General features: G+C 53.5%; 16 protein-coding genes. 7 read left to right on the top strand and 9 right to left on the bottom strand.

Annotated features, from left to right (window positions below; genetic code table 11):
• Positions 1-91 precede the first annotated feature (91 nt).
• From E3E25_RS08690 to trm14, 3 genes are read left to right on the top strand one after another with little or no spacing between them, the layout of a single operon-like run.
• Entirely contained in the window at positions 92-427 is a 336-nt protein-coding gene (locus E3E25_RS08690; RefSeq protein ID WP_167892905.1) for a TIGR04076 family protein, read from the top strand.
• Positions 381-1,454, top strand: a complete 1,074-nt coding sequence (locus E3E25_RS08685; protein ID WP_167892904.1) for a GTPase — start codon at positions 381-383, stop codon at positions 1,452-1,454. The genes E3E25_RS08690 and E3E25_RS08685 overlap by 47 nt, the downstream gene beginning before the upstream one ends.
• A 5-nt stretch (positions 1,455-1,459) precedes the next feature.
• The gene (gene trm14 / locus E3E25_RS08680) at positions 1,460-2,557 is read left to right on the top strand and encodes a tRNA (guanine(6)-N2)-methyltransferase (RefSeq protein ID WP_167893149.1); all 1,098 of its coding nucleotides are present in this window, start codon (positions 1,460-1,462) and stop codon (positions 2,555-2,557) included.
• Between the two features lie 27 nt (positions 2,558-2,584).
• Here the strand turns inward: trm14 and E3E25_RS08675 are convergent, their stop codons facing one another.
• The 5 genes from E3E25_RS08675 to E3E25_RS08655 form a co-directional block, all read right to left on the bottom strand.
• Positions 2,585-3,103, bottom strand: a complete 519-nt coding sequence (locus E3E25_RS08675) for a cell division protein (RefSeq protein WP_240910802.1) — start codon at positions 3,101-3,103, stop codon at positions 2,585-2,587.
• 4 nt (positions 3,104-3,107) lie between these two features.
• Positions 3,108-4,859, bottom strand: coding sequence for an OPT family oligopeptide transporter (locus E3E25_RS08670; RefSeq protein WP_167892903.1), 1,752 nt, complete (start codon positions 4,857-4,859; stop codon positions 3,108-3,110).
• A gap of 349 nt (positions 4,860-5,208) precedes the next feature.
• The gene (locus E3E25_RS08665; RefSeq protein ID WP_167892902.1) at positions 5,209-5,559 is read right to left on the bottom strand and encodes a hypothetical protein; all 351 of its coding nucleotides are present in this window, start codon (positions 5,557-5,559) and stop codon (positions 5,209-5,211) included.
• 1 nt (position 5,560) lies between these two features.
• Positions 5,561-5,908 carry a DUF4493 domain-containing protein gene (locus E3E25_RS08660; RefSeq protein ID WP_167892901.1) on the bottom strand — a complete coding sequence of 116 codons (348 nt, stop codon included), beginning with the start codon at positions 5,906-5,908 and terminating at the stop codon, positions 5,561-5,563.
• 45 nt (positions 5,909-5,953) lie between these two features.
• Complete coding sequence (locus E3E25_RS08655; protein ID WP_167893147.1) at positions 5,954-6,631, bottom strand: fumarylacetoacetate hydrolase family protein; 678 nt, start codon at positions 6,629-6,631, stop codon at positions 5,954-5,956.
• A 91-nt stretch (positions 6,632-6,722) separates the two neighbouring features.
• On the opposite strand from E3E25_RS08655, the gene E3E25_RS08650 reads away from it, so the two are divergent.
• A complete protein-coding gene (locus tag E3E25_RS08650) occupies positions 6,723-7,688 on the top strand; it encodes a hypothetical protein (RefSeq protein ID WP_167892900.1) in 966 nt (321 codons plus the stop codon).
• A gap of 93 nt (positions 7,689-7,781) precedes the next feature.
• Here E3E25_RS08650 and E3E25_RS11715 read toward each other — a convergent pair whose 3' ends face one another.
• The 4 genes from E3E25_RS11715 to E3E25_RS08630 form a co-directional block, all read right to left on the bottom strand.
• A complete protein-coding gene (locus E3E25_RS11715; RefSeq protein ID WP_167892899.1) occupies positions 7,782-9,560 on the bottom strand; it encodes a M1 family aminopeptidase in 1,779 nt (592 codons plus the stop codon).
• A gap of 72 nt (positions 9,561-9,632) precedes the next feature.
• On the bottom strand, positions 9,633-10,787 hold the full coding sequence (locus tag E3E25_RS08640) for a tryptophan--tRNA ligase (protein ID WP_167892898.1): 1,155 nt from the start codon (positions 10,785-10,787) through the stop codon (positions 9,633-9,635).
• 134 nt (positions 10,788-10,921) lie between these two features.
• Positions 10,922-12,010 carry a hypothetical protein gene (locus E3E25_RS08635; protein WP_167892897.1) on the bottom strand — a complete coding sequence of 363 codons (1,089 nt, stop codon included), beginning with the start codon at positions 12,008-12,010 and terminating at the stop codon, positions 10,922-10,924.
• Between the two features lie 53 nt (positions 12,011-12,063).
• Positions 12,064-13,473 (bottom strand): acetate--CoA ligase family protein, encoded by a 1,410-nt coding sequence (locus E3E25_RS08630; RefSeq protein ID WP_167893146.1) that lies wholly within the window; start codon positions 13,471-13,473, stop codon positions 12,064-12,066.
• 199 nt (positions 13,474-13,672) lie between these two features.
• On the opposite strand from E3E25_RS08630, the gene E3E25_RS08625 reads away from it, so the two are divergent.
• Genes E3E25_RS08625 through E3E25_RS08615 form a run of 3 tightly spaced genes read left to right on the top strand, consistent with a single transcriptional unit; the run spans position 13,673 to position 15,136 of the window.
• Positions 13,673-14,248 (top strand): winged helix-turn-helix domain-containing protein, encoded by a 576-nt coding sequence (locus E3E25_RS08625; RefSeq protein WP_167892896.1) that lies wholly within the window; start codon positions 13,673-13,675, stop codon positions 14,246-14,248.
• A 24-nt stretch (positions 14,249-14,272) separates the two neighbouring features.
• Positions 14,273-14,578 carry a DUF211 domain-containing protein gene (locus E3E25_RS08620; protein ID WP_014788876.1) on the top strand — a complete coding sequence of 102 codons (306 nt, stop codon included), beginning with the start codon at positions 14,273-14,275 and terminating at the stop codon, positions 14,576-14,578.
• Positions 14,579-15,136 (top strand): winged helix-turn-helix domain-containing protein, encoded by a 558-nt coding sequence (locus E3E25_RS08615; protein WP_167892895.1) that lies wholly within the window; start codon positions 14,579-14,581, stop codon positions 15,134-15,136.
• Positions 15,137-15,166: the final 30 nt, after the last annotated feature.

The raw sequence follows: 15,166 nt of genomic DNA, 5'->3' as shown, positions 1-15,166 counted from the left end.
TTGAGCACCACCATCAATCGTTATCATAACTAGCTTCTTATGTCGAATAGTTTTTTGAACTTCAATCTTTATTTAGGTTTCGGTGAGAGATATGGAGCGGCTAGAGATTAGAGTAATAAAAATCCGGGGAAAATGCCCCGTTTTTAACCTGGGTGACAGGATAGTTATAGAAGGGCCCAAAGTTAAGCTCGATGAGACCGATGCCATATGCACCCATGCCTTCGCATCACTGTTGCCGTACATAGTCGCCTTGCGAAAGGGTATTAAGCCAAGCGAACTAGGACTCGGCAAGGGGAAGAAAGCGTACGTTCAGTGCCTCGATCCCGGGCCGCCATACACCGACGGCGGTACAGTAATCTTTGAGATAACGGTGGTGAGAGATGAAGCAGAAGAAGGCGTGGAGAGTGGTGAGAGAGGTAATAGATGAGGCCGACCTCATCGTCGAGGTGGTTGACGCTCGCGACCCGATCGGAACGAGGAACAGAAAACTGGAGAGACTCGTCCGGGAAGAGGGTAAACCGCTCCTCGTAGTCATGAACAAGGCAGATTTAGTGCCGAAAGAGTGGGCTGAGGAGTATAAGAGGAAGAGCGACCTTCCGGTCGTCTTTATATCGGCCCGCGAGAGAAAGGGAACTGGAATCCTTAGGAGAGAAATAAGGAAGCTCGCAAAACCCCTGCTTGACGAGAGGGAGAAGATTAAGGTCGCACTCATAGGCTACCCCAACGTTGGGAAGAGCACGATAATCAACACGCTGAAAGGCAAGAAGGCCGTTGGCACCGCTCCAATACCGGGCTACACAAAGGGAAAGCAGCTGATAAGGCTCAGCAAGAAGATATGGCTTCTTGACAGCCCGGGAGTTGTTCCCATCGATGATTTCGACGAGCTGGTAATTAAGGGAGGCTTCCCTGCCGACAAAATAGACGAACCCGTCAAACCCGCGTTAAAGCTCATAAGCAGGATCCTTGAGACCAGAAGGGAAGCCCTCACAGAGAAGTTTGGTATAGATGAATTCGAGAGCGAGGAGGAGGTTCTGAGGAGGATAGGTGAGAGGAGAGGCCTGATAAAGGCCGGAGGCGAGGTTGACATCGAGGAGACGGCAAGGTGGTTCCTGAGAGAGTGGCAAACGGGTCGATTTACCCTCTTCGGAAAGGAGGAGGAAAAACCCCGGGGGTTCGTCTGGGACTTCGAGGACGTCCTCGACGGAATCGAGGAAGACCTTCTCCTCGACCCGAGGAGAATTCTCTGGAAATACGGGGAAGAACTCAGAAAAAAACTCGACAACCAGAAGCGCATCGGGATACGTGAAATAGAGGGCTTTACCGTCGGGATAGCGACCGGCTTCAAGAAGTGCGACGGCGGAATAAAGCTCCTCGAAAGGCTCACCGGTAAGCATGTTTTAGCGAGCGAGTGCTTCGGGAAGAAGTGGAAGGGAGTAATAGCTATAATGGAGTGATGGGTATGAGGCTTTTGCTGACGACTTCGCAGGGGATAGAAGACCTCGCGAGGGCCGAGGTCGAGAACCTGCTCTCTGGACTTGGAGTTCCGTTTCGAGTGGAGGAGAAGCCACTCGGCGTTGAGGGAAGGGTTTTAGCTGAAGTCGGCGAGGCCTTCTACACCGACGAAAAGGGCAGGAAGAGGGAGCTTAGCGTTTCAACCTATCTTAACGAGCGCTCAAGGCTCCTCCACCGCGTAATCATGGAGATAGCGAGCGAGCGCTTTGAGGGGATTGGGGAAGACGAACCCGACCTTGCCCTCAGGAGGATAGAAGAGTTCGTCTCAGAGCTTCCGGTGGAAAGGTACGTCAAGGTTAGCGAACCCTTTGCGGTGCGCTCCTTCAGGAAGGGTGAACATAAGATAACGAGCCTCGATATATCAAAGACCGTCGGAAAGGCGATATTCAAGAGGCTTGAGCGCTTCGGAAGGCCAAAGGTCAACCTCGACCACCCGGCGGTAATTTTCAGGGCGGAACTTATAGGAGACGTCTTCTTCCTCGGGATAGATACGACTGGAGATAGTTCCCTTCACAAGAGGCCGTGGCGCGTTTACGACCACCCCGCTCATCTCAAGGCCAGCATAGCGAACGCCCTCATAGAGCTGGCAAAACCGGACGGAGGTCCATTCATCGACTCCTTCTGCGGCTCAGGGACTATTCCGATTGAGTTAGCGCTCAGGGGCTACGAAGGGAGAATACTTGGCCTAGAGAAGTATAGAAAACACCTGCGCGGGGCCGAGATGAACGCCCTCTCCGCAGGAGTCATGGGGAGGATAGAGTTCCTTCTCGGCGACGCCACGAGGCTGAGCGAGTACGTCAAGAGCGTTGACTTCGCGGTGAGCAATCTGCCCTACGGGCTGAAGATAGGGAGGAAGAGCACGATTCCACGGCTCTACATGGACTTCTTTGCCGAGCTGGCAAAGGTTCTCGAAAAGCGCGGCGTCTTCATAACCACCGAAAAGAGGGCGATAGAGAGGGCGATAATCGAGAACGGCTTTGAAATCAAGCACTACCGCCTCATAGGGCACGGAGGGCTTATGGTTCATACCTACGTCATCGAATGACCACGAAAACCAAAAGAAAAGGAAAGCTCAGACCTTCAGCGCCTTGACCGCGCTGAGGGTCTCCTTAAGGTCGTTGTAGCCGTAGCGGAGGTACCTCCTTCCCTCATTCTCATAGCCGTCAGCGAAGGCGCTCCAGGCCCTGTTGAGGGCCCTCTCGCCCCTGCTGAAGACGCTCATGATGGTTCCGTATGTCATGAGGCCCTCTATCCTTAGGGGCTGCGCCTTCTCGGCGAACTCATCGAGCTCCTCTAGGATTCCGGTGAGCTCTTCAACGGCCTTCTCGCGCGGGGCGTCCATTATCCTCTCGATTCTACCAAGGGCATCGGTGAGGAGCCTCTCAAGTTCCCTGACGCCACCGGTTCCGCTCTGGGCCGCCCTATGGAGCTCTTCCCTGGCACCCTGGCGCCTGAGGAATATTCCGGCACCCATGACGGCCAGGGAAACTGCCAAGCCGCCCCACATGGGCGGTATCCTGGCGGCGGTTATTGAACCGGCGACGAGGCCTACCGTGAGCAGGACGTTTCCAACGAGCTTCTTCATTTCCATCACCTCACGGGTGGAGCACTCCCATAACGGTCAGGACCGCGAAGAGGAGCGTCATTGCCGCCTCTCCGACCATCAGTCCGGCCGCGACCGGGAGCACCTTCTCGGTTATGAACTCGTTGCCCTTCTTCCTCTTGGCTATCTCGTGGACGATACAGCCGAGTCCGTAGGGCAGGATGTAGAGCATCGGCAGGTACATCGACAGGCCAACGAGGACACCGAGTCCCGGTATTCCGCTCATGGAGAGGGCGAAGCCGAGGATTCCTCCCGCGATGAACTTGTCCACCGGGACGTTGCCGCCGAGGATAGCGTCGACCATGGACTTGAGGGCCATGGCCTGCGGGGCAGGAACCATCTCGTTTCCTATTCCGTAGGCCTTCCATATGAGGCCGACGACGGTGAGGGCTATTATCGGCCCTATCCAGGCGGTGAGGAGCTCGACCTTCTGCTGCCTGGAGGGAATTCCACCGACGAGGTGGCCGGTCTTGAGGTCCTGCATCATATCGGCCGCTCCTGAGATGGCAACGCCGACGGTGGCTCCGAGGAGTATGGTCAGCGGCACCTGCTTGCCGGTGAGGTAGAGGAGTATCATGACCGACACAAGCGAGAGGCCGGAAACCGGACTCCAGTCGGTCATTCCGGTGGACATGGCGACGAGCAGCGAGGCGACGAATATCCAGGCGACGCCGACGAGTGCAGTGAGAAGGCTCCTGCCGATGCCGAGGTTGCCCAGCCGGTAGGTGGTGACCAGCAGGAGGAGGAAGGCGAGGGTTATTCCGGCGTAGAGGTACTTGATCGGGAGCTCCTCGTTCCTTCCGGTTCCGAGCTTGCTCGCGTTGGCTATGCTCCTGAGGGCGACTATGATGACGGGCATCGAGAGTATCAGCCCGGCTATCGAGCCGCCGAGGAGCATTCCTATGCCAAGCGGCCTGGTCATGTTGGCGTAGACGAAGCCGCTGATCGCTCCGCCGGTGACGTCGCTCGGAAGCCAGCCGAGAGTCTTAACTATGGGCGTGATGATGTAGTAGGAGAGTATTCCACCGGCGAGGACTATGAGACCGTTCCTTCCGGTGATGAGGCCCATTCCAAAGACCATCAGCGAGAGGGCCATGGCCAGGCTGACCCAGCCGGGGAGGTGGAGCATCGCGCCGAGGTCAATGTACTCTGGGATTATCTCCGGAAGACCAAGCACCGGGAACTGCTGGACCAGATAGACGGCCGCGCTGACGGCCATGCCGAGGAAGAGCAGTCTGGCCTTCTCGATTCCGCTTCCCGGGGTCTTGAGGACGGTGGCAACGGCCGTTCCGGTCGGGAAGCGAAGCCTGTCGATCTCAATCATCTGCTTCCTCAGCGGAATTATGAAGGTGATTCCCAGTATAGCTCCGGCCGCGGTGGCGAGGAAAAAGTAGGCAGTGTTAATCTCCTGGTGCAGGCCCATGATGTAGAGCGCCGGGATGGTGAAGATGACTCCCGAAACGGAGATGTTGACTGCAGAGGCTATGGTCTGGACGATGTTGTTCTCAACGACGGTTCCCTTCTTGAGGATTCCCCTGAGGACTCCCCATCCGACGATAGCAGCTATGGCCGAACCGCCGGAGGTGAAGCCCATTATCATTCCCGCGTAGGTGAAGCTGGCGGCCATGAAGGCGCCCCAGATGACGCCGAGGATTATAGCAGCGGGCGTCACTTCGCGGTAGGTCTCGTCCGAATCCTTACGCTTCCAGCTCGCTTCTCCAAGCTTCCAGTTGGCGTCCGCCATCTCCCAACCTCCTGTACAGTTATGAGCATTCATGTCCACATTCTTTAGGAATGTGCATTCCTTGGAGGTTGGCCCGTTTCAGAATATAAAGTTTTTCAGCCCTGTAAAAGTCAAGAACGCGAAGTTAAAACCAGAAACGAGTTGAAAGGAACTTCTATGCCGTTTTTAGTCTTAGCATGAATAAAAATTCATCAGGAGGATAGACAAGTGGACACCAACGCACATTACGACATCAAGATCTCGAAAAAACTTTGACCACCCATAGGATGATACGAACGATTACCTGTTGAATACCCCATTTTGAAAGGGATATAGGAAAAATCCACGGCAAACCGAACGAAACTCGAACCTATGAGGACACAGAGAGCCTTGCACTAACGGTTCCAGTTTCATTTCCAGGATTGGATATGACCAGATACCACCTGCCCGAAGAGACCCTCAGTCGTGTACTCACGTTTTGAGTTATTCCAAAGTCCCTCAGAACCTCTCCCCCCTCCGACACGAGCTTCACATGGACGGGTATATCAGAAACGACCTCCATCTCCAGAATCCCCGGCCCCTCCGTGGAGAGGGTTATCTTTCCTCCCGCACCTATGGTCTCGCTGAGGCTTATTGAATGGCCACTAAAGCCGTGAAAAACACAGCCAGAACTCATTAGCCCAAGCACCACCACAAGGAGAATGCCCAGCTTCCACTTCACCCTACTTCCCCTCCGTCTTCAGGGTCACATCAATGACCGCGGTCTCGTTGCCGGGGTTCTTCACCACGACCTTCCACCCCCCAGCAGGAAGCTCAACGACCGCTTTTACCTCCCTGACGGTTCCAAAATCCTTCAGCACGGTTCCGTCGGGGGAGACCACCTTCACCTCAACCGGAACGCTGGAGCTTATCTCAACGCTAAGGTTCGCGGGGCCTTTGAAGGGCCACTCCCTGCTCTCCCCCGGTGGGACGCTCTTTCCCCTGGCGTAAACGAAGTTGTTGTCGAGACAGCCAGCCATCGCAACAGAGAGAACCAGCAGGAAGACGACCCCCAAACGCTCCCTCTTCATAGCACCACCAAAAATAGTTAGAAAGCAAAAACTTAAAAAAGTTTCTCAGCAGAGTATTGAACCCTCGGCCAGAACATCGAACTCGACCTTACCGATGCCCTCTATCCACGCCTCAACCCTGTCGCCGTGCCTGAGCGGGCCTACTCCAGCGGGGGTTCCAGTAGCTATTATGTCGCCGGGTTCGAGCGTCATTATGGTTGAGACGTATTCGATTATCTCCGGGACTTTGAATATCATCTCGCTCGTCCTTCCGAGTTGCCTGAGTTGGCCGTTCACCCTGAGGCCGATTTCAAGGTCTGCTATGTTCAGCTCGCGCCTGTCAACGACCCTCGGGCCGACCGGGGCAAAGGTGTCAAAGCCCTTCGAGACCGTCCAGGGGAGGCCCTTCTTCTTTGCCTCCTGCTGCAGATCTCTGGCAGTTATGTCAAGGAGTATCGTGTAGCCGAGGATATAATCGAACGCCTTTTCCCTCGGGATTCTCCTCCCGCGCTTCCCGATTATCACCGCCAGCTCAACCTCGTGGTCAACGCGCTTGCTCATTCTGGGCAGGATTATAGGCTCACCCGGCCCTATGAGTGAGCTCGGGGGCTTGAGGAAGATGACGGGTTCCTCTGGGACGTCACTCCCCATTTCCTTTGCGTGCTCAGCATAGTTCCTGCCGAGGCAGATTATCTTGCTCGGCCTCAGCTCGTAAAAGCCGTCGCGAAATGGAAGGCGAACCATCTTCAACACCGGATATATTGGAGCATCTGAAGTTATAAAGCGCTCGCAAAGGATAATAAAGATAAGGTCGAATTTCCACAGGTGAGAACGTATGAAGCTCTTCATCCTCAAAGAGAGGGGAAGTACCGTCGCGCTGGCCGCTATGGCCATCTTCATGGTGGTCTTCCTCGCGCTGCTGGCCTTCATAGTCGTCAGCGTTCCAGAAGGGAGGATATTTATCGCAGCCTTCTTTGCGTTCTTTTTCCTCATGATGCTAGCGGGGTTAAGGGCCCTGCTTGGAAGACGGAGAGAATACAAACGTGCAGAAACGTTCGCGGCTTCTTCCACCTTCTCTGACTCGGGAGTGACCTTTCCGGAAGAGCTTGAATTCGAGACGGGAACGCTTGAGATGATGGGCTACTGGATCGGGAGCGGAAGGAACAGGAGCTACCACGTGGAGAGGAAGTTCATCTCTGGGGAGAAAAAAAGAGCCTCGCGGATTCCCTTCATGAGCTCACCGTTCAAGGTGGCCGTTTCCCCAGACGGAACGGGTTTCGTGAAGGCTCCCGCCGTGAGAATAACCGACGAGGTCTACAAAAACATCGTGGTGCTTTTCTTCACAGATGAGGGTGAAGTCAGGGGGAGCGGCACGGTAACGGTGGTGACCGAGAGCGACTCGGCGCAGGTAAACTACCGTGGAGACGGGAAGTTCATAGCGGGGGCGGTTTACTCCACCCTCACAAAGGCTAGGACCGTTAAGACCGCCATAAGCACCGAAGGATTCGAGTACGAGAAGGTCATCGGGAAGGGTCGGAGCTTTGAGTTCAGGGAGAGGATGCTCCCAGAGGAGAAGGTCATCATGGTGGGAACCTACGGGACGGTTACCCCCAGGATGCTCGTGGGGAAGCTCCCCGGAAGCCCCATTCTCCTCGGCCACGGTGAGTTCATAATACGGGGGATACTGGACATGAGGCTTAGGCGCGACGTTAAAGCCGAGGAGACCTTCAGGGTCGAGCTGAAGGGAGAGGAAATTACGGAAGAAAAAGAGTTCGAGGAGGAGTGGGGGTTCAGAGATTAGCAACCCGTCCGACGAACTTGCTAAAAATGAAGAGGAGCGCTGGAAGTCATAGGGGCCCATAATGAAGAAGGAAAAACCACCTAAGAGCCCGCTTCAATTCACATCCACCTCTATCCCTTTGACCTCAAACTCCCTGTTCACATTGGCCATTACCTCATCCGGGTCGATGACTATCCTCACCGGCTTGGAGGGGAGTTCAAAGCTCACCGTTGCCGTTCCGTTAACCCAGACCGTCCCCTCAACATAGCTCTCGTCATCGAGGTAAATCCGCACCGGGACGGGCATCGTAAAGTTGCTGGCGTCGACGATGGTGAAGGTCAGGTTGTAGCCGTCCTCCGCCGGTGAAAGGCTCAGGGAGGTGATGTTGTAGTCCGGGAACAGCGTTGAGTTGAACCACTCGTCGAAGAACCAGCCGAGGTCTTCGCCGGAAACGTTCTCAACCGTTCTGATGAATTCCGTGTAGTTGCAGGAGGAGCTGTGGCACTCCTCAAGAACGTCGTGAAGGGCCCTGTTGAAGGTCTCATCTCCAACGATGAAGCGGAGGGAGCGGAGCATGAAGGCGCCCTTCCAGTAAAGGGTGAGGATAGAGCGGGGGTACTTCATCGGGTCCCTCACCACCTCGTAGAAGGGCACATCGCCCCCATATTTCAGCGTCGTGTACTCGTTTTGATCCAGCCAGGAGAGATAGTCTCCGGGGTTCCATCTCCCGTATGCTTCCATCTGCATAAAAGTTGCCAGTGGTTCGCTAAAGTAACCGAAGGAAGCGTAATAGCCGGCCCACTCGTGGGCAATCTCATGGAAGATTATTGAAGCATAGTTTACCGCGGAGTCTTCCATGTCAACGAGGCATTCCACGAGTATAACATGTCCTAAATCTATTCCAAAGGGCTTCTTTCCAAAGCGTTTGTACATCATCTTCCGCAAACCAGGGAAGAAGACGGCATCAAACCTTTCAACCGGAAGAATCCCGGTCAGGTTGCTGTACAGCCCCATGGCGAAGGTGAACTCCCTTTTAACCAAATCAAAGCCTTCCTCGTTGTATATGCTCTTGGTGAAATAGACGGTGAAGTTTACCCCGTTCCACTGGAAGCCCTTCCATTCCATGTCCGGGATGTAGAGTGTAAAGCCTTCGTAGGGCTTAAGGGAGGAGTTGTAAACGACCTTCATGCCCGAACGGACTATGCCCCACTCTGACAGCACAAAAACCGTGTTCTCTGGAAACGTGGGGATTACCGTGATGGTTGCATTCCTCGAAGCAAACTCCCACCAGGAAAAGTCGGTTCCAATGAGGACGTCCTGCTTCCACATCTCACGCAGGTAATCCTCGTTCTCAAGGTATCGAAACTCGTAGGTGGCAACGCCGTGGAGCTCGGACAGGCTGGTCGAGACGTTGACCGCGTAAATCTCGATACCAACGCCATCTTCATCAACCCATCTGTAGACGTCCATGCGGGAAAGCTCAAGCGGAACGCCCTCTATGGTGATGTTGAGGGTTATAGGGTCCTTCGGGGTGACGAGGAGCGCCAGATAAAGCGTTCCAGAGGTGAAATTTGTGAGGACGAACTCGTACCTGCCCCTGAAGGTTCCATCCGTGTAGTTCACGCTTATGTTCCCATGCTGGGAATAAGGCACTGCAGAATACGTCTTCCAGAAGAATTCGGTCATGTTCTCAAAGGTCATGTTTACGTCAGCCCGCTCTTCTGGGTAGAGGAACTTCAGCGGCGTCTTGTGCTGAGAAGCCGGTGATTGAAGGGACGAAACTGTGTTCGAGGCCGATCCAGTTGATGTCGTTCCGGTTGTCGTATTCCCACCGAGACAGCCGCTCACGAGAACCACGAGAATAACCAGGGAAGCAAGAAGGGCCTTCCTCACCTTTAACTCACCGGTAAAAGTTAACCTCAGCGAGTATAAAAAAGTTTCGAGAAAATAGATTAAAAATCCGGCTCAGCCCCTCAGCGGCTCCGGGATGCTCTTCTCCCACTGCTCCCTCGCCAGCTCACCGGTGTACTTGAACTTCTCGACCTTCTTTTCCGCTTCTTTGCGCTTCTTCTGGTGCTCCTTCAGGAAAGCCTGGACCCTCTCAATCAGCTCGCGCTTGCACTGGCCGCAGAGAAGCTCACCGCTCTTACACGCGTGGTAGCGCTCCATGAGCTTCTTGTCGTCCGGCTCAAAGAATATCTCGAACCACTTGAAGACGACGCACTTCTCGGGCTCGCCGCCCTTCTCGCGCTGCTCCTTCGCCGTGGCCCTTCCGCCGGTTAAAGCGTACTTCCATATCTTCTTACCGGCCTCCTCCGGGTCGTCGGTGAGGTAGACGGCAGTTTCAGGCTTTGAAGCGCTCATCTTGCCCTCGAGGCCCATGAGCCCTGGCACGAACTTGGAGTGAATGGCAGCGGTCTTGTAGTAGCCGAGGCTCTCTGCAAAGTCCCTCTGGAGCCTCCAGTACGGGTCCTGGTCTATGGCCGCTGGAATGAGACAGCGCTTCTTCTCAAAGAAGGTCGGCGCCGCCTGTATCGCCGGGTAGAATATCATCCCAATCTTGCTCTGGTCGGTGAAGCCAAAAACAGCACGGGCCATCGAGTAGTTTATCTTCTTCGCTATCGGTATCGCCATCTCGTATATCTTGGTGAACTCGCTGTCCTGGAAGATGAAGGTCTTGTCCGGATCGAAGCCGACAGCTATGATGTCAAGGATGTTGTCGTAGGCCCACTTCTTGGTGTCGTCGAAGGTGAGCTTCTCCTTGAAGAGGAACTTCTCGTCGTCAGTAATCTGGATGTAGAGGTTCACGCCGAACTTCTCCTGGAGCCACTTTGTGGCGAAGAATGGAATGATGTGGCCTATGTGCATCGGACCGCTCGGGCCCCTGCCGGTGTAAAGGAAAAAGCCCTTTCCGCTCTCGTAGTCGGCTAAAACCTTGTCATAGTCCCTGTGGGAGAAGAAGAACCTCCTCCTGAAGAATATTGGCAGTTCGCTCTTCGTCAGCTCTGCTGTTTTCTCTATCAGTTCGTCCGTCAGCGGACTGGTTCCGAATTCCTCTATCAGCTTCGCGTAGTCCACAACACCCTCAACGTCCCAGGGAGTGACTTTAAATTCGTCCATTCAAAACACCTCCATTTCCAGTGGAAACGAAACCCAAGGCTAAGCCGGGGCAGAAGAGGAAGGCTTCACCAGGGCCAAAAACGACCACCGCGCATGGGAAGAGAAAGGGAAGAAGGGGATTTAAAGTTTTTGCCCTACGATACATATTGAAGCAGGGTCAGAACAACCCCAACAATAGTCAAAACTGCGGTGATGATCTCCAGTATTGTCCTTGAGGGAATCAGAAGAACTGATGTAGCAGAAAGGATGTTATCGATCTCATCCAGGGCCATTACTTCACGCGCTGTAAGAGTCGGATCCAGCTTGAGTTCCTTCAGCTCAATTAGGAGGATCTCCTTCAAGTTTATTGAAAGCCGGACAATGATATAAATCAACCATCCAAAAATCAGCAATGATGCGACGAGTATTAGAACCGCTGCATATCCAGCACCTACAAATTCAGTGTGCGGCACAGAATAGGTTTTTGATAGAATATAGAGAATTATTATGGCGACAAAAGCCAGAACTATTACGAACAAAACGTTCAGCATGATTCGAATTATTGGAGTGAATATCAGCTCCAGCCGTTTTTTGAATCCCACAAAGCGTATTATTGGATTTCTTGAAAGAAGATGATCCTGGAAAAGAGCTTTAAATTCCAAATTTGCTATATTAGTCTCATCGAGGACTGAATGCGCAAATTTCACTATGGTGTAAATATAGTGAATTAATGAAAATACTGGAAGCCAAAACATCATGTAAGCGACCGTTAAAATAAATAGGAGTGCTGTAAGCTCGATGTTTAGCTTTCTCAACCCAAGTAGCCATAACACCCACAATACCAATCCTGCAAGGACTACCGCAAAGTTGGATCGCGAGGCAGAAAACCTAAACATGACTGTGCCTTTAGTGATAGAGTTCAACGTCCCAAGCAACTGCGGGAGGTAACCATCTGAAGAAAAATCCAAGAACACTCGGGCAGATGGGTATATGATAAGAACGCCAGAAAGAAACAGGACTGGATCAAGAGCCAAGTGAAAAAGATTAGTTATTCCCTCGTCTACATAGACGTAATAGGTTCTGATGGTCAAAGGGAACAGTAAAAGGGCTAATAGTCTGAAAGGTAATACAAACCTCCGTTTTCCAATACACACAACTTTCTCCGCAGTAGGGCCAATAAAATATGAGGCAAGTAGATTTCCTTGCAGGAGTCTCTCATGACCCTTATGGAAGTCCTGTGTCATCTTCATACACTTGCCCCTCAATTTTAAAAGTTTTAAGAAGGAGAGATACAACCTTAGAGCTTCCCGTTCTCCCCCAGCCACTCGCCGTACTTGACGAGGGCGTAGACGGCATCGACGCCGTCCTCGACGGTCTCGTAGACAGGAACGCCCTTGAGCTCGATGTTCCTGGCCATCTTGTGGGGATAATCTCCACCTGGGGCAACGAAGACTATCGGCTTGCCGTAGGCCTTCATCTTAGCCATCGCCTCGACGATTCCCTCATCCAAAGCAGGACTCTGGAAGAGAGCTATGACGACGAGGACATCGACGTTTTCATCCTCCAGCGCGTAGCGCATCGCTATCTCATAGCGGCTCGACGGGGCGTCGCCGATGATGTCGATTGGGTTCTTGTAACTCATGTGCTCGGGAAGCTCCCTCCTCTCTATGGCATTCCTAAAGCGCTCGTTGGTCTCTTCGCTCAGCTCGGCGAGCTTCATTCCCTTCTCGAGCAGGCCGTCGCTCATCATGACTCCGGCTCCACCGCCGTTGGTGACTATGGCCACGCGGTTTCCTTTGGCCGGCTTCTGCATGGCCAGAGCTTTGGCGTAGTTGAAGAGCTGGCGCATACTCTTGGCGCTCAGAACACCGGTCTGCTCAAAGGCGGCCTCATATATCTTGTAGGAACCGGCGAGCGAACCGGTGTGGCTTGCTGCTGCTTTAGCTCCAGCCTCGGTCCTGCCGGCCTTGAGGATGATGATGGGCTTCCTGAGGGTGACCTCCTTGGCGACGTTGAAGAACTTCCTACCGTCCTTGACGCCCTCGATGTAGCCGGTGATAACTCCGGTCTTCTCATCCTGACCGAGGTAGGCTATGAAATCGCTCTCGTCGAGGTCGGCCATGTTTCCGAGGCTGATGAACTTGCTCATTCCTATCTTGTGGCTGGCGGCCCAGTCGAGGATTGCAGCGCCGAACGCTCCACTCTGGCTCATGAAGGCGACCTTTCCGAAGGCCGGCCTGGCCTGTCTCTCCGGCGGGTTGAAGTTGCAGTCGAAGCCGTTCTCGAGGTTGGTGACGCCGAGACAGTTCGGGCCGACAAGCCTTATTCCCCACTTCCTGGCACGCTTAACGAGTTCCTCCTCAAGCTCTGCCCTTCCGGCCTCCTTGAAGCCAGCGGAGATGACAACAGCCCCTTTAACGCCCTTCTCGCCGCACTCGTCTATAACATCTGGCACAAACTTCGCCGGAACCGCTATGACTGCGACGTCAACCTCGTCCGGTATCTCCTTAATGCTCCTGTAAACTTTAAAGCGCTTCCCGTTGACCTCGACCTCGCCGCCCTTGACGTTGACGGCGTAGACCTTTCCGCTGAAGTTGAGCGTTATCGAGCGCATTATCGAGTTTCCTATCTTTCCGGGGACGTTTGACGCCCCGATGACAGCGACGCTCTTCGGATAAAACAGGAAATCGAGCTTTGGTGCCTCCATCTTGTCCACCTCCGAAGGTTTTTCGGGAGACCATATTTAAGCCTTCCTCCGCAGATGGGTACATCCGGAAGATGGATATTTTGTCCACTAGTGGCACAACGAGCCACAACGTTTACTTATATAAAGGTATCGTGAAGCAAAAGGGTTATATGCCATAACGTTAAAAGAGGCGTTAGAACGTTTAAATTGGGTGGTGGAAATGGCGAAAGTGAAGGTCATAACAGACCCCGAGGTAATAAAGCTAATGCTTGAGGACACGAGAAGGAAGATACTCGGACTGCTCCGCAACAAGGAGATGACCATCTCCCAGCTCAGCGAGATACTTGGGAAGACTCCCCAGACGATATACCACCACATCGAGAAGCTCAAGGAAGCCGGCCTGGTCGAGGTCAAGAGGACGGAGATGAAGGGCAACCTGGTGGAGAAGTACTACGGAAGGACCGCCGATGCGTTCTACATCAACATGTACCTCGGCGATGAGGAGTTGAGGTACTTCGCCCGCTCAAGGCTTAAGATAAAGCTGGAGATATTCAAGGCCTTGGGTTATGAGTTCGATGATGAGGAGCTGCTCAACACGATGGATGAGCTCCTCAAAAAGGAGCACGAGTATAAGACGGAGATATCCAAGGAGATAGAAGCCAACGAAGAGGCGCTTAAGGACTTCTCCAACGAGGACATCATCCACGCCATCGAGTGGCTCGCCATGGCGAGGATGGGGCGCGATGAAGAGGCAATGGAGCTCCTCAAGAGGCTCGGGAAAATACTTAAAAAGTGATGGGGAAAGGAGAAGCGATGGGATATGGCGAAGGGCATAAGACTTCTCGTCCTAGACGTGCTCAAGCCGCACCAGCCCATGGTGACGGAGCTGGCTCTTGGACTCAGCGAGCTTGAGGGCGTCGACGGCGTCAACATAACACTGGTGGAGATAGACAAGGAAACGGAGAACGTCAAGATAACGATGGTCGGCGACAACCTCGACTACGATGAGATAGTTCGGACGATAGAGGAGTTTGGAGGAGTCGTCCACAGCATAGACATGGTCGCGGCGGGCAAAAAGATAGTCGAGGAAGGCGAAACTCCCCAGGACAAACTGGAGGAGTACTGAGTGAGGGAAGTCCTCATTATTACGGAGCCGGAAAGGGTAAGGGTGCTCTCGGATGAAACCCGATTTAAAATTCTTCAACTGCTCAGAGACAGGCCAATGACGATCAACGAGCTCAGCGACGCCATAGGAAAGGACAGAACGACTATATACAGGCACGTGAAAATGCTTGAATCAGCGGGCCTCGTGGAGGAGCTGGAGATTCACGGGAACGAGAGGGTCTACGCAAGGGCGGCGAGGATATTCCTCATAAAAGCGGATCCGGATGAGAGCGTCGAGGAGTTCAGGCAGGACTACCTCCAGGTGGAGGCAGAGAAGCTGGTTCAGATCCTGGAGAAGGCAGGATTCCGGATAGAGGACAGGGAGACGCTCAAGAAACTGGCGAAGGAAGTCCTGAACGAGATAGAGCTCAACTCCCAGCCCATAATCAAAATGATATCCCAGGCCAACGTTGACCTCACGGAGATAGAGCTCTTCCACCTCCTCAACATGCTGGTCTTCCTTCAGAGCTGCGAGCTGTGTAAGAAAGCGAAGGAAGTGAAGGAGCTGGTTGAGTTTTAATTTTTTACACTCAAAATACGAAACACAACG

The organism is Thermococcus sp. MAR1, from assembly GCF_012027305.1.
In the GTDB taxonomy this organism is placed as follows: domain Archaea; phylum Methanobacteriota_B; class Thermococci; order Thermococcales; family Thermococcaceae; genus Thermococcus.
Note: the sequence above shows the minus strand (reverse complement) of the source record. Positions and strands in the feature narration are given on the sequence as shown.